At 42.2% G+C, this 21552-nt stretch carries 24 protein-coding genes and 1 tRNA gene; 11 read left to right on the forward strand and 14 right to left on the reverse strand.

Features of this window, described 5'->3' with window-relative positions; genetic code table 11:
• Positions 1 to 263: 263 nt before the first annotated feature.
• The 7 genes from CRO16_RS06605 (at position 264) to CRO16_RS06640 (ending at position 7257) form a co-directional block, all read left to right on the forward strand.
• The gene (locus tag CRO16_RS06605; protein WP_097055500.1) at positions 264 to 1016 is read left to right on the forward strand and encodes a cyclase family protein; all 753 of its coding nucleotides are present in this window, start codon (positions 264 to 266) and stop codon (positions 1014 to 1016) included.
• Complete coding sequence (locus CRO16_RS06610) at positions 1013 to 1390, forward strand: DUF4260 domain-containing protein (RefSeq protein WP_097055501.1); 378 nt, start codon at positions 1013 to 1015, stop codon at positions 1388 to 1390. The genes CRO16_RS06605 and CRO16_RS06610 overlap by 4 nt, the downstream gene beginning before the upstream one ends.
• 17 nt (positions 1391 to 1407) lie before the next feature.
• Positions 1408 to 1764, forward strand: coding sequence for an MmcQ/YjbR family DNA-binding protein (locus CRO16_RS06615; protein ID WP_097055502.1), 357 nt, complete (start codon positions 1408 to 1410; stop codon positions 1762 to 1764).
• Positions 1765 to 1769: 5 nt separating this feature from the next.
• On the forward strand, positions 1770 to 3545 hold the full coding sequence (locus CRO16_RS06620) for a MutS-related protein (protein ID WP_097055503.1): 1776 nt from the start codon (positions 1770 to 1772) through the stop codon (positions 3543 to 3545).
• Between the two features lie 197 nt (positions 3546 to 3742).
• The gene (locus CRO16_RS06625; protein ID WP_097055504.1) at positions 3743 to 4744 is read left to right on the forward strand and encodes a metal-dependent hydrolase; all 1002 of its coding nucleotides are present in this window, start codon (positions 3743 to 3745) and stop codon (positions 4742 to 4744) included.
• 58 nt (positions 4745 to 4802) lie between these two features.
• Positions 4803 to 6518, forward strand: a complete 1716-nt coding sequence (locus CRO16_RS06630; RefSeq protein ID WP_097055505.1) for a DUF885 domain-containing protein — start codon at positions 4803 to 4805, stop codon at positions 6516 to 6518.
• A 163-nt stretch (positions 6519 to 6681) separates the two neighbouring features.
• Positions 6682 to 7257 carry a PhnA domain-containing protein gene (locus tag CRO16_RS06640; protein WP_097055507.1) on the forward strand — a complete coding sequence of 192 codons (576 nt, stop codon included), beginning with the start codon at positions 6682 to 6684 and terminating at the stop codon, positions 7255 to 7257.
• Between the two features lie 82 nt (positions 7258 to 7339).
• On the opposite strand, the gene CRO16_RS16395 is transcribed toward CRO16_RS06640, so the two are convergent.
• The 3 genes from CRO16_RS16395 to CRO16_RS06655 form a co-directional block, all read right to left on the reverse strand.
• Positions 7340 to 8878 (reverse strand): M56 family metallopeptidase, encoded by a 1539-nt coding sequence (locus CRO16_RS16395; protein ID WP_097055508.1) that lies wholly within the window; start codon positions 8876 to 8878, stop codon positions 7340 to 7342.
• A gap of 2 nt (positions 8879 to 8880) precedes the next feature.
• Positions 8881 to 9246, reverse strand: a complete 366-nt coding sequence (locus CRO16_RS06650; protein WP_097055509.1) for a BlaI/MecI/CopY family transcriptional regulator — start codon at positions 9244 to 9246, stop codon at positions 8881 to 8883.
• A 244-nt stretch (positions 9247 to 9490) separates the two neighbouring features.
• On the reverse strand, positions 9491 to 10888 hold the full coding sequence (locus CRO16_RS06655) for a dipeptidase (protein WP_097055510.1): 1398 nt from the start codon (positions 10886 to 10888) through the stop codon (positions 9491 to 9493).
• Between the two features lie 289 nt (positions 10889 to 11177).
• Here CRO16_RS06655 and CRO16_RS06660 point away from each other — a divergent pair.
• From CRO16_RS06660 to CRO16_RS16145, 4 genes are all read left to right on the forward strand, one after another.
• Positions 11178 to 11259, forward strand: a tRNA-Leu gene (locus CRO16_RS06660).
• 39 nt (positions 11260 to 11298) lie between these two features.
• Positions 11299 to 12558, forward strand: a complete 1260-nt coding sequence (locus CRO16_RS06665) for a tyrosine-type recombinase/integrase (protein WP_097055511.1) — start codon at positions 11299 to 11301, stop codon at positions 12556 to 12558.
• Positions 12559 to 12586: 28 nt separating this feature from the next.
• Positions 12587 to 13153, forward strand: coding sequence for a hypothetical protein (locus tag CRO16_RS06670; protein WP_097055512.1), 567 nt, complete (start codon positions 12587 to 12589; stop codon positions 13151 to 13153).
• Positions 13150 to 13296 (forward strand): hypothetical protein, encoded by a 147-nt coding sequence (locus CRO16_RS16145; protein WP_179670498.1) that lies wholly within the window; start codon positions 13150 to 13152, stop codon positions 13294 to 13296. Before CRO16_RS06670 ends, CRO16_RS16145 begins: the two co-directional genes overlap by 4 nt.
• A 105-nt stretch (positions 13297 to 13401) precedes the next feature.
• Here CRO16_RS16145 and CRO16_RS06675 read toward each other — a convergent pair whose 3' ends face one another.
• From CRO16_RS06675 to CRO16_RS06720, 11 genes are all read right to left on the reverse strand, one after another.
• On the reverse strand, positions 13402 to 13767 hold the full coding sequence (locus CRO16_RS06675; protein ID WP_179670499.1) for a hypothetical protein: 366 nt from the start codon (positions 13765 to 13767) through the stop codon (positions 13402 to 13404).
• Positions 13667 to 14053, reverse strand: coding sequence for a hypothetical protein (locus tag CRO16_RS06680; RefSeq protein WP_143544451.1), 387 nt, complete (start codon positions 14051 to 14053; stop codon positions 13667 to 13669). The genes CRO16_RS06675 and CRO16_RS06680 overlap by 101 nt, the downstream gene beginning before the upstream one ends.
• A 120-nt stretch (positions 14054 to 14173) precedes the next feature.
• Complete coding sequence (locus CRO16_RS06685; protein WP_097055515.1) at positions 14174 to 14614, reverse strand: DUF5675 family protein; 441 nt, start codon at positions 14612 to 14614, stop codon at positions 14174 to 14176.
• Positions 14611 to 15180: a phage holin family protein gene (locus CRO16_RS06690; RefSeq protein ID WP_097055516.1), complete on the reverse strand. Its 570-nt coding sequence runs from the start codon at positions 15178 to 15180 to the stop codon at positions 14611 to 14613. Before CRO16_RS06690 ends, CRO16_RS06685 begins: the two co-directional genes overlap by 4 nt.
• 23 nt (positions 15181 to 15203) lie before the next feature.
• Positions 15204 to 15326 carry a hypothetical protein gene (locus tag CRO16_RS16400; protein WP_262507418.1) on the reverse strand — a complete coding sequence of 41 codons (123 nt, stop codon included), beginning with the start codon at positions 15324 to 15326 and terminating at the stop codon, positions 15204 to 15206.
• A gap of 18 nt (positions 15327 to 15344) precedes the next feature.
• Entirely contained in the window at positions 15345 to 15527 is a 183-nt protein-coding gene (locus tag CRO16_RS06695) for a hypothetical protein (RefSeq protein WP_097055517.1), read from the reverse strand.
• Positions 15527 to 16972, reverse strand: a complete 1446-nt coding sequence (locus CRO16_RS06700; protein WP_097055518.1) for a right-handed parallel beta-helix repeat-containing protein — start codon at positions 16970 to 16972, stop codon at positions 15527 to 15529. Before CRO16_RS06700 ends, CRO16_RS06695 begins: the two co-directional genes overlap by 1 nt.
• 73 nt (positions 16973 to 17045) lie before the next feature.
• The gene (locus CRO16_RS06705) at positions 17046 to 18017 is read right to left on the reverse strand and encodes a hypothetical protein (RefSeq protein WP_097055519.1); all 972 of its coding nucleotides are present in this window, start codon (positions 18015 to 18017) and stop codon (positions 17046 to 17048) included.
• Positions 18018 to 19682, reverse strand: a complete 1665-nt coding sequence (locus CRO16_RS06710) for a fibronectin type III domain-containing protein (protein WP_097055520.1) — start codon at positions 19680 to 19682, stop codon at positions 18018 to 18020.
• Positions 19682 to 20173 carry a DUF6712 family protein gene (locus CRO16_RS06715; protein WP_143544453.1) on the reverse strand — a complete coding sequence of 164 codons (492 nt, stop codon included), beginning with the start codon at positions 20171 to 20173 and terminating at the stop codon, positions 19682 to 19684. The genes CRO16_RS06710 and CRO16_RS06715 overlap by 1 nt, the downstream gene beginning before the upstream one ends.
• A complete protein-coding gene (locus tag CRO16_RS06720) occupies positions 20157 to 21551 on the reverse strand; it encodes a hypothetical protein (protein WP_097055522.1) in 1395 nt (464 codons plus the stop codon). The genes CRO16_RS06715 and CRO16_RS06720 overlap by 17 nt, the downstream gene beginning before the upstream one ends.
• Between the last annotated feature and the right edge of the window lies 1 nt (position 21552).

Consider the following 21552-nt stretch of genomic DNA (forward strand, 5'->3'; position numbering starts at 1 on the left):
CCGTCCCCCTGAATTTATTTCAGGGTGTACAATTGAGCTTCAATTAGAGATGCTGAAACGAGTTCAGCATGACGTTAGGAATTTTTTTGTCCTCCGTCACCCTGAATTTATTTCAGGGTCTACAATTGAGCTTCAAATAGAGATGCTGAAACGAGTTCAGCATAACGTTAGGAATTTTTTTGTCCTCCGTTACCCTGAATTAATTTCAGGGTCTCCTTGCATAAAAATATCCTGCTATCTTTGGTTCAATTTAGAATTAAGCAGTGCAGGCAGTAATAAAACATCATCAGCAACAGTACTTAATCGATTTCTCCAAGCCCCTGGACATTTCCCTTAGTTTAAGAGGGGATGACAAGAATCCGGTGGCCTGGTATCTCAAGGCGCCAAAAATCACTCCGGTGCAGGATGGGACCTGGATTGGAAAGGTGAGCAAAGGCGGATCTGTGAATTTCAACAACATTTATTTTAATCCGCATGGCCATACTACGCATACTGAGTGTGTAGGGCATATTACTTCTGAATATCACGGCATTAATGAAAGCTTAAAAACCTTCTTCTTTGCGGCTAAATTAATTTCTGTAGAGCCTGTGAAATTTGGCGAAGATGAGGTGATCACAAAAGATCAGATAAGAAAGCTTTTTAAAGAGGGAGAGGCCCAGGCGATTATAATCCGTACGCTCCCAAACAGCATTGCCAAGCGCAGCAAACACTATTCTCACACCAACTGGCCCTACCTAATGGAAGATGCCGCGGTCTATCTGCGGGAGTGCGGAGTCCAGCATCTGTTGATCGATCTGCCTTCTGTAGACCGGGAAGAGGATGGTGGAAAATTATTGGCTCATAAAGCCTTTTGGAACTATCCGAAGAACACGCGTCACGAAGCAACTATTACCGAACTGGTTTATGTACCGTCACGAATTGAAGACGGCTTTTATTTTTTAAATCTGCAGCCGGCCTCATTTGAAAATGACGCTGCACCATCAAAACCGGTGCTTTACAAACCTCAAAACATATGAAAACAACTCTAAAACTTGAAGAGCTGGCGATGCTGCTGCTCGGTATCTACGTCTTTGGCTTTTTATATTACGAATGGTGGTGGTTCCTGGTCCTTTTTCTGGCACCCGACCTCGGAATGATAGGTTATGTTTTTAACAATAGAGCGGGCGCTTTTCTGTACAACCTCTTTCATCATAAAGGAGTCGCGATCATGATCTATCTTGCCGGATTCTTCTTTTTTGTTCCCGTGTTGCAGCTTATTGGAGTGATCATGTTCTCTCACGCCGCTTTTGACCGGCTGTTGGGCTACGGTCTCAAATATGAGAAGGGTTTCCATTACACACATCTCGGCACCATAGGAAAGGCTAAGAAAGAAGACGCTCAGCTATCCTGATTTCTTATCTTTGAGCTATGGATATAGATAGCTTCAGGAATTATTGTCTGGCAAAGAAAGGAGTGACCGAGGAATTGCCTTTTGGCCCTGATGCTCTTGTCTTTAAAGTGATGGGTAAAATGTTTGCGCTTGCAGCTTTGGAAAGCATTCCTTTCCAGGTGAGCCTAAAGTGTGATCCCGAAAAAGCTCTTACTTTGAGAGATGAATATCCAGATCAAATTGAGGGCGCTTATCACATGAACAAAAAGCACTGGAACAGCCTTCAGGTAGAAAGTCTTCCGCCACAGCTGGTCAGGGAGTTAACAGATCACTCTTACCTGCTGGTGGTCTCTGGTCTCACCAAGAAACTTCAGCAGGAATTACAAAACCTATAGATTTAATGACACAGGATCCCGCGACTTTTTATAATGCTCAAATAGAAAAATATCGTACTCACCTCCATGCTGCTTCCCGAAAGCTTGGGTTTTCCAGCCTTTTGCGGGTGCTGGTTTTCCTGGCGATTGCTTTTGCAGTCTATGTTTTTTGGGGCAATGCGACAGCTATTTTGGCTGTAGTACTGGTTGGAAGCGCAATTTTTATCTTCCTGGTTTCAAGACATTCAGATCTAAGGTACGAGCGGGATAAGTTCCGGGAATTGATCAATATCAATGAGACCGAACTTAAGGTTCTTAAGCGGAATTTCCACAACCTGCCCAACGGATCTGAATTTGCAGATCCCCTGCACCCGTATAGTCAGGATATCGATCTCTTCGGAAAAGGCTCTTTTTTTCAGTACCTCAATCGTTCTACTCTGGTAGAAGGAAAGGAGAAGCTGGCGCAGCTGCTGCTTTCCAATGATATCGAGCATATCGACCTGAAGCAGGAGGCGATTAAAGAACTTGCGGGAATGGCCGACTGGCGACAGAATTTCTCTGCTATTGCAACTCTGGTAAAAACAGAGAACCGTACCCTTACAATCACGAAATGGCTGGACCAATATAAAAATTTTGTTCCCCGTATAATGAAGTGGTTACCTGTGCTATTTTCAGTACTCTCTGCAATTATAATCACGGGTTTTATTCTGGATTATATCAGCGGCGTCTCCCTGGGGATCTGGTTTTTTATAGGGCTTCTAATTACGGGAGTTTATACGAAGCGCATCAATGTGCTTTCTGAAAGTGTGAGTAAGGTGCAGGACACTTTTCACCAGTATTATCAGCTTTTGGCAATAATCGAAAATACCTCGTTTACTTCAGAGCTGTTAAGGAAGAACAAGGAGCTAATAGTCACCGAAAAACAAAAAGCCTCTGTCATTCTTAAGAAATTTTCAAGAGCGATCGATTCCCTTGAACAGCGGAACAATATGATCTTCGGAATTTTGGGAAAGGGTTTTATGCTATGGGATCTCCGATATTCCTGGAAGCTGGAGCAGTGGATAGGCGAGCACGGGCAGGAGGTTCAAAAATGGTTTCGCGCTATAGAATACCTGGATGCCTATAACTCCCTCGGAAATTTTGCTTTCAATCATCCTTCATACATTTTCCCCGACCTGCATCACGATTCCCATATTTCTGAAGCCACTCAGCTGGCACATCCTTTATTGGATCCCGAGAAGCGAATAGCCAATGATTTTTCCATCGAGAAAGAACAGTTCTTCATCATTACCGGTGCAAATATGGCCGGGAAAAGCACCTTTTTGCGAACTGTAAGTCTGCAGATCCTTATGGGAAATGTAGGCCTTCCGGTTTGTGCTACCTACTGTCATTACACCCCGATCAAGCTCATCACCAGTATGCGGACCACAGATTCGCTTACAGATGATGAATCTTATTTTTTCTCAGAATTAAAACGCCTGAAGTTTGTCGTAGATGAGATCAAGACAGACCAGTATTTTATCATCCTCGACGAGATCCTAAAAGGGACGAACAGCACAGATAAAGCCATTGGCTCCCGTAAGTTCATTGAGAAGCTGGTCGGCTCGAATTCCACCGGGATCATCGCCACCCATGATCTTAGTCTATGTGAAGTAGCCGAAGAACTGCCACAGGTAAAGAACTACTATTTTGACGCTGAGATCATCAATGACGAACTCAATTTTGACTACCGTTTCAAAAAAGGCATTTGCCAGAATATGAACGCCTCATTCCTGCTGAAAAAAATGGAAATAGTCGATTGAAGTTAGATGTTAGAAGTACAAAGTTAGAAGTGGAACTTGTTTAGACCTCAGAGGTTTCAAAAACCTGTGAGGTCTTAATTGGAACAACATGATGGCGCGGATTTGTAATTCGGGCCTACTGATTTAGTCTGGTCGAGCGGAGTCGTGATCTTTAAAAAAGAACCTTGAACCTTGAATTTTGAACCTTGAATTTTTAAATGGATAGTTTAACCCAAATAGTCTTTGGCGCCGCGGTAGGCGAAGCAGTTCTTGGCAGGAAAGTGGGGAACAAAGCGATGCTGTACGGTGCTATTGCCGGTACTATTCCCGATCTGGATGCCCTTGCCGGAAATTTTACCGACACTATTACTGCGATCGAGGTCCATAGAGGATTTTCTCATTCCATAGTCTTTGCAGTACTGGCAGCCCCTGTATTTGGCTGGCTTATTTCAAAAATTGAACGAAAAAGCGGCGTAGGCTGGAAAGGTTGGACCTGGCTTATGTTTTGGGGTTTATTTACGCATCCTATTCTTGATTCTTTTACAACCTGGGGTACTCAGCTGTTCTGGCCACTGGACATAAGGCTGGCATTTAAAAACATCTTTGTAATTGACCCTTTATACACCCTTCCTTTCCTCACTTTTATCATTTTGGCCATGCGCCGGAAAAAAGAGGATCCAAAAAGGACAAAATTTAATCGCCTTGGTTTGATTGTTAGTTCAAGCTACCTGATGCTCACTTTACTCCTGAAGTTTATTGCGCACCAGCAGTTCGTCGAAGACCTGGAGCAGCAGGGAATTTTTTACTCCCGAATTGACACGCGTCCCACGCCGCTCAACACCATTCTTTGGTCAGCTAATGTTGAAGCGGAAAAAGATTTTCTCATCGGGTATTATTCCTTTTTTGATGAGGAGATGATAAGGTTTGAACCGGTGCCCAAGAACCATCATTACCTCGGGGGTCTCAAAAATGATAAAAATGTGCAGCGTTTAATTAAGATTACAAAGGGTTGGTATGCAGTTACCGAAAAAGATGGCTTCCTCTATTTTAATGACCTGCGCTTCGGAAAGCTGAATCCTTCAGATGAAGATTCTAACTTCGCATTCAGCTATAAACTCATCCCTGAGGATGGCACAGTGAGAGCTGAAGAAGAACCCAAACGGCCAGAAGATGGAAAGCAGATCCTCGCCGATCTTTGGGAGCGGATCAAAGGGAATTAATTTGAATAAAAAATTATCGCGGGAAATTCTATATTAACATCATTCAAAAAATCTTATCATGAAATACCCTTTTTGGATCCTGTCATTTCTGCTTTTTTTTAACCTTCAAGTACAGAGTCAGAATCCTTCCGAAGCATTAGAGGAGGTAATAGGCGCAGTGGATGAGCACAAGGGATATGATCGCACGGCCAATCCTCTGGGCTTGTATACCGAAGAACTGTACAAAAAAGAAGCAAAATTTGCACGGGAGGCCTTAAAGGAGCTGAAAAAGATCAATAAAGAAAGACTTTCTGAAACCGAAAAGATCTCTTCGGAATTGCTGCGATATGATCTGCAGGAAACAGTCGATTTTTATGAGTATGAAGCCTATTTGAATCCGTTGCTTTCTGATGCCGGTTTTCACGTAAGTCTGCCTTACCACGTGCGGGATTTCAGTAATTATAAGCAGGTAAAGGAGTACCTGAACAAGCTCAATGCGATTCCGGCTTATGTAGACCAACACCTGGTGCTGCTGCGGAAAGGGATCCAAAAAGGCATTTTACAGCCTGCGGTTATTTTTGAAGGATATGAGGCCACTTACAACGACCAGATCGTAGATGATCCAAAAAAGAGTTACTATTATTCACCTTTTTTGAAGCTTCCGCCGGTAATGAATCAGCAGCAGAAGGATTCGGTTCTGGCAGCGGCTGAAAAAGCTGTGGCAACGAATGTGATTCCGCAATTCAGGCGTGTAAAAGACTTTTTTGAGACCGAATATCTTCCGGCAGCGAGGAAGAGCATCGGAGTTTCAGAAATTCCGGGGGGCAGGAAATACTACCAAAACCGGTTGAACTATTATACTACGCTGGATCTTTCCGCAGAAGAGATCCACCAGAAAGGATTGGAAGAAGTTGCAAGAATAAATTCTGAAATGAAAAAGATCATTGCAGAAGTTGGGTTTGAAGGCAGTTTTGAAGACTTTATCCATTTCCTGCGGACAGATGAGCAATTCTATGCTGAAACAGGTGAGGAGCTGCTTAAGGAGGCGAGGGATATCTCAAAGCGAATCGATGCCCAACTCCCGAAATATTTCAAGACCCTTCCGCGAAAACCCTATGGTGTGGCACCTGTGCCCGATGCTATTGCGCCAAAATATACTACAGGACGCTACGTTGGTGCCAACGATGATACTCAACCGGGTTATTACTGGGTGAATACTTATAACCTTTCTAACCGCCCGCTGTACGTGCTTCCGGCATTGACCGCCCATGAAGCAGTTCCGGGACATCACCTGCAAATCTCCCTGAATGGGGAGCTCGGGGACAGCATTCCGAAATTCAGAAGGAATTTCTATTTGTCGGCTTTTGGAGAAGGCTGGGGCTTGTATTCTGAAACCTTAGCCGAAGAAATGGGTATCTACCGTACTCCCTATGAGCGTTTCGGGAAACTGACCTATGAACAATGGCGCGCCGGCCGACTCGTCGTCGATACCGGAATACATGCCATGGGCTGGACCAGAGAACAGGCAGTAGAATTTTTGCGCTCCAATACAGCGCTTTCCATGCATAACATCAACACTGAAGTTGATCGCTATATCTCCTGGCCGGGTCAGGCGGTGTCGTATAAAATAGGAGAAGTGAAGATCCGCGAACTCCGCAAAAAAGCCGAAGCAGCTTTAGGAACAGATTTCGATATTCGAAGGTTTCATGAGGTGATCCTCGAGCAGGGAACGGTTACGCTGCCGATACTAGAGGGGAGGGTTGAGGCTTATATTAAGAGGAGCATGAAAAAGTAATATAAACCTGACCGACCTGCAAGGTTTCCAAAACCTTGTAGGTCTTCAATACAAATAATAAACCTACAAGGTCAAAAAAAAAGCCTTGCAGGTTTGTAAGTGGTTCAGGTCTGCGGATAAATACGATTTTAAAGATTAAATTCGCCCCAAACAAAACCTCCCCATGAGCCTGGAACAAGAGTTATTTCAAAGAAGTGGATCCCAATGTGAATTGTGCGGTTCCAAAGATGATCTGCAGGTATTTGCTGTACCCGATTCCCCTGCAGGTGTAGAAAACCATATCCTCATTTGCGGCACCTGTAAGGAGCAGATCGAGGATTCCGAAAAAACAGATCCCAATCACTGGAGATGTCTTAATGATAGCATGTGGAGCCCGGTGCCGGCAGTACAGGTGATGGCGTGGCGAATTTTGAACAGGCTGCGCGGAGAAGGCTGGCCACAGGACCTGCTGGATATGATGTATATGGAGGAGGAGCAGCTGGAATGGGCTAAAGCCGGACAAGCTACAGGTGAAAGTAGCGGCGGAGTAGTACATAAAGACAGCAACGGAGTAACTATTGAGGCGGGAGACACCGTTGTTTTGATCAAAGATCTCCCGGTACGTGGATCCAGTCTGGTGGCAAAAAGAGGAACTGCAGTAAGGAGAGTGTCTTTAGTTCACGATAATCCGGAGCAGATCGAAGGAAAGGTGGAAGGTCAACAGATCGTGATCCTTACGAAATTTGTAAAAAAGGTATAAAGATAAAGGCACATAAATTTTGCGCCTTTGTTAATATCGGATTAGCCCTCACAGGTTTTCAAAACCTGTGAGGGCTGTTATATTATCTTTTGTTATCAGATATTCTTACCGTTTTTCCGGAACCTTCATCTCTTACCTGTACACTCAGGTTTTTTCCGTTGTTTTCCCGGACTGCCTTAAGTGCTTCCTGGCCGGTGACCTTTTTTCCATTATAGAAGAATTCTGCGCCTTCTTCAATCCAGCCTTTAATAGCTTCTTCGGGCGATGGTGGGGGTGGAGGTGGGGTTGGCACTCCGTTAATCTGCGGAACAGGGGGAGGGGAAGGAACATTTGCATGTTCCGGGGCTGGTGGCGTTGGTGGTGGTGGAGGCGGTGCTGGAATTTGTCCTCTTCTTTCCGCTGCCCGGGCATGTTCTTTAGATATGATTATTTCCCTTTCTTCCCTAACAGCTCTGCGCTCTTCTCTTAGAGCCTGTCTTTCCTGCCTAATAGCTTCGGGTTCTTCCTGTCTTTCGCGGACAGCGGCTGCATTTCGTCTTTCCCGGTCCTGACGGACCACTACAATATCGCCAAGGTCCGGAAAGGCTTCAGAAGATTTCTTCTGTTCAGGCGTCATTAAGCTGAAGATGTGCCGCATTCTATCCAGCGTAGTCCTTGTGATTGCCTTTTCTCCTGTTTCAGCTTTCATTGCCTTAGCCCAGGCGTTGTATTCCGCAACCATTTCAGGAGTGGCTTTTTCCTGAATCATATCATTGGCTTCAGTTGGAATTGGATCTGCCGAAACGGTCTCCCGCGCGCTAAAGCTGTAGAGCAGGATGGCCAGGAGCGGAAGGAAAATAAATGTCCTTACCAAAACGGCTTTTTGAGAGGGTTGTTTTTTCATAACTGTAAATCGTTTTTTGATTGATTGATAATTGATTGAATTGACCAGGTCGGGCTGCTCTTCCGATGAAAAAGAGAGGAGGATTTGTTGATACAGACCTATATTACCTGCTTTTTGTAATGCTGCACTGTCGGCCAGGAATTCATGATTAAGTTTAACTGCCTTTTTTAGGAGGTATATAAGAGGAAGAAACCATAAGAAAACCTGCAGTATTTCCATAAAAAGAATGTCGGCGGTGTGTTTTTGCCTTACATGGGCCATTTCATGATCCATTACTTCCTGCGGAATTTCTTTTCGCACAAATTTTTCCCTGTTTAGGTAGATGTAGCTCCAAAAGGTGTGAGGAATGATCTGTTCCCTAAGAAGTACCTGGGTCGCCCCTGTGGTTTCTACTTTGGGATTATTCTTGGCTCTTTTTAAAAGAGTCCTTAAATTGATGACAAACCTGCTTCCGAAGAAAATTATTCCTAGAATGTAGGCGCTTATTAATACCACTTCAAAAAGGGGAAATTCAGCTGCTGTTTCAGAAATCGAAATTGTACTGAAGGAGGTTGAGCCTTCAGAAGAGATAGTGGTATACTCAGGAAAGGTGATGAGTGGAATTCCAAAAGAAATGATAGGCGCGACAAGTAGAAAAATCCTTTTAAACACATGCATGTGCTCCTTCTCCAGCAATATTTTGTAAAAAAGCATGAGGATGGCAAGGCAGGCAGCAGATTTGATAAAGTACATTTCCATAACTACTTATTTTTAATTTCCCTGTCTATAAGGCTTCGTAATTCTTCGAGTTCTTTTTTGCTCAGGTTGGTTTCCCTTGTAAAGAAAGAGGCGAATTGTGAGGCAGAATCGTTGAAGAAATTTTTGATCATGCCATTCACCTGCTTTGAGAAGTAATCTTTCTTTTTTACAAGAGGAAAGTATTCCCTGGACCTGCCGTATTGTTTATAATCGACAAAGTTTTTATCCTGCATCCGCTTCAGCAGAGTTGCAATCGTGGTTTGGGCAGGCTTTGGATCGGGATAGGCATCGATAAGGTCTTTCATAAAAGCTTTATCCTTTTTCCAGAGGATCTGCATGAGTTGTTCTTCGGCTTTGGATAACTGCATTTTGTTCTACAAGATTAGATGTATATCTACAAATGTAGAATAAATATTTAATTCTACAAACATAGAAGAAGAAAATTTCGAATGACCTGAGGTTTTAAATACCTGGAGGGGATAACAAAAACATACCTACAAGGTCAGGAAAAAGACCTTGCAGGTTTTCACAAAAAAAACCTCACAGGTCTCAAAAATCTGTGAGGTTTGACTATAAAGATGGCGCGGATTTGCAATCCGTGCCTATCTGATCCTACTTTTCCGCCTGCTTGAGCCTGGTAAAATGCTTGTAGAAATAAGGAATGGTCTCAATTCCCTTCAGGTAATTCCAGATCCCGAAGTGTTCGTTTGGGGAATGGATGGCATCTGTATCCAGTCCGAAGCCCATCAGGATCGTCTTGCTCCTAAGTTCCTTTTCAAAAAGAGATACAATAGGAATGCTTCCGCCGCTGTGCTGTGGGATTGGATCTTTTCCGAAGACTTCAGCATAAGCGTCATTGGCAGCCTGATATTCCAGGGTGTCTATAGGAGTGACATAAGCTTGCCCTCCGTGATGGGTGGTTATTTTTACCTTCACCGATTTTGGTGCCAGACTTTCAAAATGTTTGGTGAACAACTCGCTGATCCTTTTCCAATCCTGATCTGAGACCAGGCGCATGGAGATCTTTGCATACGCTTTGGAGGGAAGGACGGTCTTGGCACCTTCACCGGTATATCCGCCCCAAATCCCATTCACATCAAGGGTGGGTCTTATAGATGCACGTTCGAGGGTTGAATATCCCTCTTCTCCCTGTACATCTGCAATATTTAGTTTCTTCTTATATTCTTCAAGATCAAAGGGAGCTTCGGCCATTTTTGCTCTTTCGGCTTCGCTGTATTCCTTTACGTTGTCGTAAAAACCGGGGATAGTAATACGGTTGTTTTCATCCTGCAGGGAGCCGATCATTTTTGAAAGCACATTAATAGGATTTGCTACCGCCCCACCATACAGCCCGCTGTGAAGGTCACGGTTTGGACCCGTAACTTCAACTTCCATATAGCTTAGACCGCGGAGTCCTGTAGTAATGGAAGGAGTCTCTTTTGCGATCATTCCGGTATCGCTGATGAGGATCACGTCGTTCTGTAGCTTTTCCTTGTTCTTCTCTATGAACCAGCCCAGGTGCTCACTTCCAACTTCTTCCTCCCCTTCGATCATGAACTTGACATTGCAGGGAAGTTCATCATTTTTGGTCATATACTCCATGGCCTTGACATGCATGTACATTTGTCCTTTATCATCACAAGCTCCCCTTGCAAAAATGGCACCTTCGGGATGAATTTCTGTCTTTTTGATCACAGGTTCGAATGGTGGAGATTCCCAAAGATCAAGAGGATCTGGCGGTTGGACGTCGTAGTGGCCATAGACCAGCACGGTTGGAAGATTTTTATCAATGATCTTTTCCCCGTAAACCACCGGATGTCCTGGAGTCTCATGGATCTCAGCTACGTCACAACCGGCCTTTAAGAGGCTTTCTTTAACGGCTTCAGCGGTTTTTAAAAGGTCTTTTTTGTATTTGGAATCGGCACTAATGGAAGGGATCTTCAACAATTCAATAAGTTCATCAATGAATCGCTGTTTATTTTCCTCCACGTATTTTTGTATGTCTTGCATAAGGTGTTTTTTGTAGAAAAGTAAAGGTAAAAAATAGATTTTAGATATGAGATTTTAGACGGGAGACTTGAGATAAAACCCTACAGAGTCTCAGTCCTCATATCCAATATCTCACATCTGAAAAGAAAAATTTTTGCTCTTAACAGCAAAAATTTTTCTTTTCTTATTTGCAGATTCAAACTTATACTTATATTTGCATCCGCTTACAACAAGCAAACATATTGAAATTACCAACGCGGGTCTGCCCGCCGGGAAAAATCCCAAAAGGCATGAGCAGCGTTACTACCAGGCGGGCGTGGTGGAATTGGTAGACACGCCAGACTTAGGATCTGGTGCCGCAAGGTGTGGAGGTTCGAGTCCTCTCGCCCGCACAACGTCAGAGAAGACGCCCCTTGAGGGCGTCTTTTTGTATGACGAAATTCTCAGAAGAACTCAAACGCGGATACCGGAACGGATACCAGATGAAATTATGGAAAGGACTTGCTATTTATCCAAAAATTCTTGAGGAGAAGCGAGTCAATGAATTCACTTCTGAAGAAAAAAAAGACCTTACCAGGAAAGGATTCCGCTGGAGGGTGTATTTCTCTTTTTATAATCCCGATGCCGGTAAAGATGGTGCTTTTGAAAAGCATGTAGTTCCAACTTATGGAATAAATAAGGAGTTCGACAAGTTCGAAGACAGGTACCGAGAGATCCACCGCCTCCTTAAAGCTACTGAGCAGATGCTGAAGGATGGACACAATCCCAATGATGTGACCATAATTGATGATGAAGTGGTGACCATTGGAAAAGCTATTGATTTTGCCCTGGACAACAAGAAACTCAAAGTCGGCGCTGACACCTATAAGGATTATTCCATGCGAGCCCGACAATTAAAAGCTTTCCTCAAGAAAAAGGGAGTGCTGAATAGGGACACTCACACCTTCAACTATAAAGTTGTCCGGGAATTCCTGAAAGAAGTAGCAAGAACCTCCTCAATGGCTAACAGGAATAATGTACTTCGTGTGGTCAAAGCTCTATTTTCCGAGATGTACAAGAATGACCTGATTCCTCAGAACCATGTGGCCAAGATTGATATTGAGAAGGTGAAATCGGAGCGGTTCAAAAGCTATTCCCATAAGGAAGCCATGGATATCGTGGAACATTTTGAGAAGAATGATCCTTACCTGGCGCTCTTCTTAAAATTTGTTGGTTACAATTTCCTGAGACTTGTCGAAGTTGCAAGATTAAAGAACCGGGACATCAACCTGGAGGAGAAAACCCTTTCTGTATTTGTGAAGCAGGGGACATATAAGACTAAGCGGATCCCGGATGATATTGTTGAGGAATTGTCAAAATATGACTTGTCAAAAAAAGACAACTTACTTTTTGGTCAGGACCAGATCAGTGGGAAATGGGACATTCCTGCCAGCTCAAGAAGAGCAGCAATTTCAAAAAGGATCACCCGGGTACTCCGGAAGCTAGGATTTGATAAAGGATATGTTCCTTACAGCTTCAGGCATACTTTTGCCACTATTGGTTACAGGAACTTAAGAAAACGAATGAGTAAGGACAATGCCCTTGATACTTTGATGGGATATACTGGCCATAGCACAAGGCAGGCGCTTCTAAAATACATTCACTACATTGATGCTGAGATTGTGGAGGAATATAAAAGTGTTGTAGAGTAGCTCGTTACCTTTTAATTAAATTGATCTTATGGATTCATCACGGAAAGAAAAATTGAGATTAGAGACAGCAGAAGCTTATAAGGCGGTTGGTGAATTTGTAGTTCAATTTGAGCATCTTTCCTATGCCATGAAAAATAAAATAAGACACATCATTGGCATGAGTAAGGCTATTGATGTTCTTTTAGAGCCATACACCTTTAGGCAAACAATTGACGTATTGAAGAAGTTGATTTCATTAAGGACTGAGACTTGGAAAAAAGATCATCCGGATATTGAGTTATACAAGCTTCTTATGAAAGATCTCAATAAACTAAATAATGACCGAAATACTACGATCCATTCCATGTGGTACATTGGATGGTCTGGAGATAAAACTGAAACCACTTCAGAATTTTATGGTCATAAATTTAATGGATCAATTAAAAATTCATCTACTAAAGAAATCCGATACCTAACTGAAAAATGTAAAAATCTTCACAGTGTTTTTTGGACTTTATGGTCTGTTGATGATCCCAGAATAAAAAGAGATTTCATGTTTGCCGATATCTACAGTCGTTCGGAGAATGGTTTCTGGTCTAGAAAAAACATAAAATGAGCGATCATGGAATTTATAAAGATGGTCACTTCATGATCGTCTGTGGCAGCAAAGAGAAAGCTATAGAGATGCTGGAGAATTATCCAGGAGGAGAAGTATATCCAGTTGAACAAGTGAATGGGAAGTGGGTTAAAAAGGAATAGCACCGGCTTTCACATCTTCTTTCTTCCTGGCTTCACTTTTTAGGGATTATCCCAAAACTATTTTCTTTATCAAAGCAAAAGGAACTGCCGAAGGTAAAGCGGGTGCTATTTAACTGAAGCGAAAAAGAACCCTATCAAAAAGGCTCCGGCTCCAATTCCTATTTTCTCCCAAACGGTATTTTTTGGCTTCTTTGCTTTCTCAGCTTCAAATTGAGTATGAAGTAAATTGTAGTTTTTCTCCCAAAGATCATTTTGTTGCTCGGATGCTTTAACTTGGTCCTCGAGATCTGCCACCTGAAGCTGAAATTCAGCAATAGCAATTCCTTGCTGCCTAACAGCTACCTCCAAGACCTGAACCCGTTGGGCGTTCTTAATTGCTTCCTTGGCCTGCTCCGGAGTGATCAGGATAGTACCTTGAGAATAACTGATTGATGCTATCAGCATCACGCATATTATCAACAGCTTTTTCATTTGGAGTTTTTTTAAGTATCTGGTCAACATAAGTGAGAATGTCTTCGATCTTTTGATCCCGCTTTTCAATAGCCTTGACTCTTTCTTTTTTCTGTACTTTCAAACTATCTATGAGATCAAAATTCTTTTGAAGAAAATCCTCATTGTTTTTCTCAAGAATTTCCACGGAAGCTTCCAAAGCAGTATTCCTTTCTTGTTCCTGGATCAACCTGTAGGTTGATAATCCGGTTGAAGTCAAAAGAATTAGCACTGCTACAATTAAATAATGTTGAAAAGTAAGTTTCATATTTCACTTTTATTATCTGCTGCTGCACCGATATTCTTCATTATCGGCTTTTTTTGTAGGAAAACTTAAGGATTAAAAAAAGTACTCCTACTGCAATAGCTGAGATTCCTATCCCTACTATTATTCCTGCTTCGAATTCCATTGTATGGCATATCCATTAATAATCTCCAGTTCAAATTTCTTTGGAAGGAGATCCAGCAGTTTCTTCATCTGGTCACCGCTGGCCGTTACATCGACATACCCATCCTGATTAATATCAGAAAGATCTATACCTGGAAGAATACAACCAAGCGTGTTGCTGTGGTAGTTTCCTTTATGGATCAGGATCTCACTTCTCCCGGGCACATCAAGAACCCAGAAGCAGTTTCCAAAGGTTCGGGATCTGTGTTTGATCACTTGGTATTTACCGACAGGAATGCAGCTCACCCTTCTTTTATTTTCCTTCCAGGGTAGTTCCAGTACTGGACAATCATGAGTGGAGAAATCTTCTTCATCCAAAACAAACATCCTTCCGATTGTCTGCTTTGTATCATCTGTCATGCGTTCGATCAGGAGTCTCATAGGCTGGTAATCTTTTGCATGATCTTCTCATCTATCTTCTTGATCACCCGGTCCAGGAACTCATAATGCGGAGGCTTGGTACCATACCTTCTCTTGTGGTTTTCTCCAATTGAATGCAGGTCGAACAAACAAACCATGATCATCAATCCCACAATGCCATACAAAAAAGCGCTGTAGAAGAAATCATTATCTATAAAAGCAAAGAGGAGACAGAACATGATGAGGAACATCAGCACCAGGAGAACTCCGAATAATTTCCAGAAGCTGGACCATAATTTATCCGATTTGATATATCCCGGAGCTCCTTTGGCTTCAAATTTTGAAGCTCTAAGACCCGTTATAAAATCAGTTCCGAAGATCACCAGGTAACACAAAAGACCTACACCTGCAGAAAGAACCGGAATAGCAAGATCCTTGTGAGTTGTATTTGCCATGATCTTGTCAATGAGTTCAGGGAAAACAGGACTAACAGTCACAGCCGGAACAATGAGAGCTCCATTATGAAAGGTGAAGGTTTTTTTGATAAAGCCAAGAGCTATGGCTGCGACTTGGGAAGTAGGTATCATTTAAGAGGGGCTTTACGAAATTATCAATAAAGAAAAGCGAACAGGAGTCCAATGATCGTAAACATGATCACAGTAAACGCTACTGCTAATTCAGAAAAGGTGAATACCTTTTTCCAGTTGTAAAAATTTGGAAAATGCTTTTTCATTAGAATTGTTTTTAATGATTATTGTTTCGTTTTACTATCCTTGGAAAGCTTAAAACCCATAGTGATCAATCCCACGGCTACCATTCCAGCAAAATGGCTGACCTGGTCTAAGGTTGCTTTGTCAAAATATACCAGGACAAGTGCGATCAAGATGAAAGCAAACCCGGCATAGGCTACTAAATCAGTTCTCCAGTTTTTCATTAATATTCTTTTATTATCTGTTCAGGGGTGTTCCCCTCATTTATTATTTCTGTGGTGTTTCCTAATTTTAAAATGTATTGACCTCCTGAGAAATTATTGTTTCTTACTATTATTTCCCCGGTGCAGTCTTCAAGGTGAACGCTCCTCAAACTTTGTTTGCTGCTCACATTGTCCTCGTTATGCTCAATGGTGATATTCTCGATCCCGATAAACTTAATAGCAGCCTGTGGGCTTCCAAACCAATCCGTTCTTTTATTATAGCCTATGTAGTAATTTTTCCTATTGGAAGGGTTTACTTTATTGGAATCGTAGGCTATCAAAGCTCCTCCTGAATATTCGTTGTGATGGAAACTGATATTTGAAACATTTCCTTTCCCTCCCATAGCCAAAGGCACTTGTACGGCATGGAGTTTATTATCGTATATCTCCACGTTATCTACAAAGCCATTATTAAAAGGCTCTAAATCTATTGAAGCTCTCCTGCCTTTGTGAATTACATTCCCGTAAATTTTAAGGTTTCGTGCTTGTGCTGCTCCTATTCCCTGCCTCCCTACATATTCGATATAGTTGTTTCTGACTATGATATTCTCTGAAGGGTCAAGGGCAGAATTTCCAATATAGATCCCATCACCCCAAACTCCTGAAACCTCGATATTTTCAATGATCCCGTTTTTAGAAGCTCTAACATCAATAGCGTGTTCTGCTTCCCAGGGGGCGTGATATGCGTTTGCACCGTTAATACTTCCTTTGTCCTTACCACCTTTCCAAAAGTCAGGAGTAAATTCAGGAGTAGTTCCTATTAAAGTGCCCTCAATAGTATCTGATCCTTCAATCCGTATATCCTTAACCACAAAATCAGAACAGCCTATAATCCAGATATGCCGCCTGTTGGATTGCTCGTTGCGGTCTATTTTAGACTCAAAGGGTACTGCGGGGGCTTTAGTGTAAAGGGTGGTTTTGTCATCTCCAGAAGGACCTCGGATAATGATATAGTGTTTATTTTCTATCCTTATAATCCCCTTGTTCCCTCTTGGGTTGTTTTCCAGATCTCCTTCAGTCCAGAATCTACCTGAAGGTAGTTGAATCACATTCCAAGCATCGGTAGTTCCACTTGGGATTTTATCTATTTGCTGTTGAAGGGAAACAGTTTGATCTCCTACCTCTGAAAGTTTGATTTTATAAACCTTGCCAATGGTGTCCTTTGGTTTAGTGGGAATAGTGTCTATAGGTTTTTCAGGAATAACCAAAGTATCTGAAGCATCTGCAGTATCTACAGGTATTTCAATTACAGGGTCGGTAGGTTGTGGTAAGTCTACATCTGTATTTTGTAAGCCAATCCATCCACCTACAAATAAGGCAATAGCTAAACCAATCTTCTTTAAGTGCTTTTTGAACATATATCCTAATGCTATAATTGTGAGTATTCCTAAAATCCAGTATATCATTTCTTTACTTTAAATCTTCTCAGCCAAGAGAAAGTTAATACTATTACTAAACCGATTATGTAAATGGATGGTGTCATATATATTGCTGCAGGTTTCTTAGATCGTATTTCGCGTGATACAGGCTCGTTTTTGGATTAGTAACATAAATTTGCGCTATATTGGAATCATCCCAAACCCTTACGCTGTGCCTTAGATTTTCAGCACCACCGTTTAGAATAGCCTGTTGGGTTAAAGTGCCTCCAAGTTTAGATGCTTTTGCCAATATCAATTTTTTATCCGCATCAAAAATGGCGCTATCTGCTTCCGGGTGAATTGTCCCTATCCACCACCATTGATTGTATTTTTCAAAGTATTGCCCGTCTGAAAGTTGAGCAAAGTAACCCGTTTCCGTTCCTGTGATTACATCAATAACCTCGTGCCTTGTATAAGTATAACCCCCGTCTGTAGAAATAGAAGTTTCCCAGGGTTGCGGTAATCCTCCTTTGGTGATGTGCGTCCCTATAATATCATTGGTTCTTTGATAAGGATGGAAATAACCTGTATGGTCATTAGTTCCCACAATCCCTAAAGGTCTCCCTTCATCCGTCCATGTGTTTAAATGGAGTAGGTTCCCTCCCGGTGAAGTGACAAGCCTGGTTTGTTGTTTTCCGTTGTTTCCTGTTTCTGAAGTATCGGTGTGATAATAGAGAAATAAGGTGTTTCCTAACTGTAAAAGAATAGGAGTTTCAGCCTGGTTACCGTCTAAAATCAAACCACCTTCCTCAAAATCGCTCAGGTCTAAATTGTTTCCTTTACCCCAATACAATCCCCCCGGCGGTGGGTTTCCGCTGTCGTGATCTCTTGAATATAGAAAGAAAAAATCTTTATCATTTACAACTGCTGAATAATTTGCGGTTCTGTAAGGTCTGAAGAAATAAAAACTATTGGTAGCAAGGTTTGAAGCGTTCAGCCTTAAAGAATAATCGTATATATCTGGAGAAACAGGGTCAGGAGTGGAATTAACCACACCTGAAGCTCCCATCAAGGCTGAAAAAAAATGATTCATTTAAGAATGGTTTGCGGTTATAGCTGATTCAATACCTGCTTTATCTGTAGTTTTGTTTTCAGCATAGTGGATCACCTCACTTATGTAAGCGTTGGTATCTGTAGGGGTGATCCCATTTCCTCTGCCTCCAATCTCCCATCTGTCTGAAGCAACTTTAGAGCCTGAAATCGACACACTTCCATTGCCATTTCCGTTCATAAATGATTCTACTGAAGTACCTGTATTAATAGCTGTTATTTGTACAGGGCTTCCTATGTAAGAAGCTGAAACAGGAGAGGTGTCAGTTATAACTGTACCATCTGTCTGAAAAGCTATTGTTTCTCCTGAATTGGCACCTACTGAAACTTTAAGGTTTTGTGAAACTCTTTGCGAAGCATCCTGGGAGAACATATAGTTATTACCTTGTGCGTTGAATTGCCCAAAACCAAATGAACTCCATGAGCCGTCAACGTTATTCACCAACTGTCCTATTTCTGATCTGAGGTATTTTTGATTAAAGTAAACTGTAGGCTTTCCGTTTAGGACGTAAATTGTTCCTGCGTTTACAATTTTAGGCTGACTTGCTTCAGGATTACTTACATTTCTTGCGGAGGTGCTTTGGTCATACCATACAGATATAAAACCATCCCCTGCACCTACAAAGTTTAAAAGGGCTGTTTGGTCTAACCTATTATCTGCATTAAACCCAATATCCTGCTCTGTATTATCGCTTGATCTTCTAACTCTAATAGCACTACCTGTATAAGCCGATCTTAGTTTATTAAGTGAATACCCTAAAACTGCACCCGTAAAATCATCGAGTGTGAAGGTTGCTTGGGCTGAGGCAGCCGCATTAGTAGATACACTTAAAGCGGTACTTTGAGCAGATTCATTCCCTGCTGCATCAATTGCAGCCACCGTAAAAGAATAAGCCGTTGAAGCAGTAAGTCCGGTAATTTGGGCTGTCGTTCCACCCACTTCTTTCTCATAAACCCCGTTCTTATAAACTGCATAGCCTGTCACACCAACAGCATCAGTTGAAGCATTCCAAGAAAGATTCACGGAAGTGTCTGTCTTTGAAGTAGAAGTTAATCCTGTAGGAACCGATGGCGCTGTAGTGTCTCCCGTTGGTGCTCCTGAAATAGAATATACTCTGTTTACTCCACGGATATCATCATCTGCCAAGTATGCTATTGATAATTCATTGAAGATGTCAGCTGATGAGCTTTTGGCATCACCGGAAACTTTCCAGGTTGATGGCCATGATCCGGTAAGAGATCCTTTTATTCTTACAGTAGCATAACTTCCAGCAACTTTAGAAGCTGACAAAGCAAGACTTACTGCAGATCCTGTAAGGTAATCGTTGTACTTTGTAGTGGATCCTGTTCCAACATTCAGAGTGCCGGTGAAATCTCCACCCGGTTCTAATCCTCCTCCTGAAGATTCAGCTTTGGAAAAAAGAACATCAGTGAGTGCATTGATCAGGTTGTTTGCGCTGGTGTGAACTGTTCCACCAACTTGAACCTGATTAAAGTGAGTTGTGGCTACAAGTTCCAGACGAGTATCGTAAACACTTACGATTCGAATATAATTGTCCCCAACCTTTAGAGCGATGAAAGATTTATTGTACTCCAGTCCATTTAGGGAGAATTTGCTGGAGCTGATATTTTGAATGGTCGCGATCATTAGTTAATCTTTGAAATATTAAAACCGGACCTCCTTGGAGTGCATCCGGAACTTCTCCACAGTGCATATTCTTTCCTGTTCATGAAAAGAACTACCTCCTCGAAATATGCCGTGGCGGTGTTTTGATTTTGAGTGTAAAGGGTTCGTTTGTGAGCGTCACCAACCGGCTTGGAATCCTGATTGGATTTCTCAACGAAGCCGAAAGCAGTATCTGTGTAGCTGCCAAACATCACATACCTGGCATAAGCGAAAATAGATAGTACTTTCTTCAGCCCGGGATGATCATAAGTTTCTCCATTGTACGTGTACTCACCACCATCTAAGAGCAGTGCGTGATCTAATGGAGCTTTACTGATGGCATTGTATAGCCTTTCTCCTAGAAGTGGCTTCAGGTCCAATCGTTGAGCATCTTCAATGTAAGGTCCGATCTTGTCTTCCCTTACAGATTTAGAGATCTCCCTATGCTTGGCTATTTCAGTCCTGTCGATCAACATCGTTGTTTTCTTCTTTAGGTGTTCCCAACATTTCAGCAGCTTTTTCCGCCGTGATGCCGTAAATTTCTTCGATGATTGCTATTGCAGCACTCCTTTCGGTAGTTCCTGCAGCAACACTTTGTTGGATTTGAAGTAAGGCAGTAACACCACCAACAGATCCTTTAAGAATGGCCTGAGCTTCTTTCTTGGCTGCATCCGGATCTTTCTCCAATTCCTCAGCTTTCGTTTCAACTTCGATGAGCGGAACTATCTTCAGGTTCTCAACCGGCTCCTGGAACTTCTTCATGAGCTTATTTACGATCTCCTCAACCTTGCTTCTTTCGTCAAAGGTTTGATCCTGATAAAAGATTTTCATTTGCTGGATAGCTTCACCACTTTGTCCGAATAGAGCTCCATCTTTGGAACGAATAAGAGCGGCCGGTACATTGTTGAAGCACATCCTGATGTTATCACTCACACTGGTTTCAGTATGTGCGAAAATCTTATCATCGATGTTGCTTTCGATATTCTTGAAAAGGATTTCCTTCTCAATCTTATCACCTTCAAATTCCATCTCCAGGTGAAGTACACCGTCAGCATTTTCAGCACCGATGAACTTCTGAATGGTCTCACGGAATTTGTCCCGGGCATCCTCTTGTTCTTTGAATTCGTCTGGATCTACATCCTTCAGTGAACCATCCACTAGCGGCTTGGTAACAACCAATGTTTTCCCGAAGAATCCTTTTCTTAAAGAGGTGTTTTTATATTTGGAAACTTGCTTTTCAGAATCTGCATCTTCCAAACATGGATGAATAGGAGAAAGAGGGTAAGTCTTTTTACCATACTTGAAATAGAAGATCTGGCCATTGTACCTTTCCAGGCTTTTGGCTCTCCTGATCTGAGTCTTGAGAACCTTTTTATCTGGATTGTAAACATCAACCACCTTGGCGGCCTTTGCTTTTTTGATATCCGTCCAGTTTTCAGAGACCAGGATCTTTCCGTTGTACTTATTATCATCCTGCTTTCCTAATCTACAGTCAGAGAATGGTAGTACATCGAAATCTTTATGGTCAAGGTTCCCGTCGTAGTTCACGTGAATGAATACGCCCCGGTGATTAGCAATGGAATCTGCTATTTCCTGAGCAAATTGAAGAAGAGTAGTGCCTTTTTCTTTGTGAACGATGAGCTTGTTAGGATCATCACCAAAGCCTTTCCCGGAAATGTAAGAGGCCATCAGGTTTGCTGAAAGCGTTGCAGTCACAGAATTCTCGATAAGGGCTTCTACAAGATCGGGGTAGTTATTGTCTACCCCGTTCCTGTGAATTTTTAGTGTCTTATCGTATTTGGCTTCCTTTGATTTGAAGATCTCAAGAAAAGCGGCACCTAAATTCTTCATT

Origin of the sequence: Salinimicrobium sediminis (assembly GCF_900215295.1) — a bacterium.
Taxonomy (GTDB): Bacteria; Bacteroidota; Bacteroidia; order Flavobacteriales; family Flavobacteriaceae; genus Salinimicrobium; species Salinimicrobium sediminis.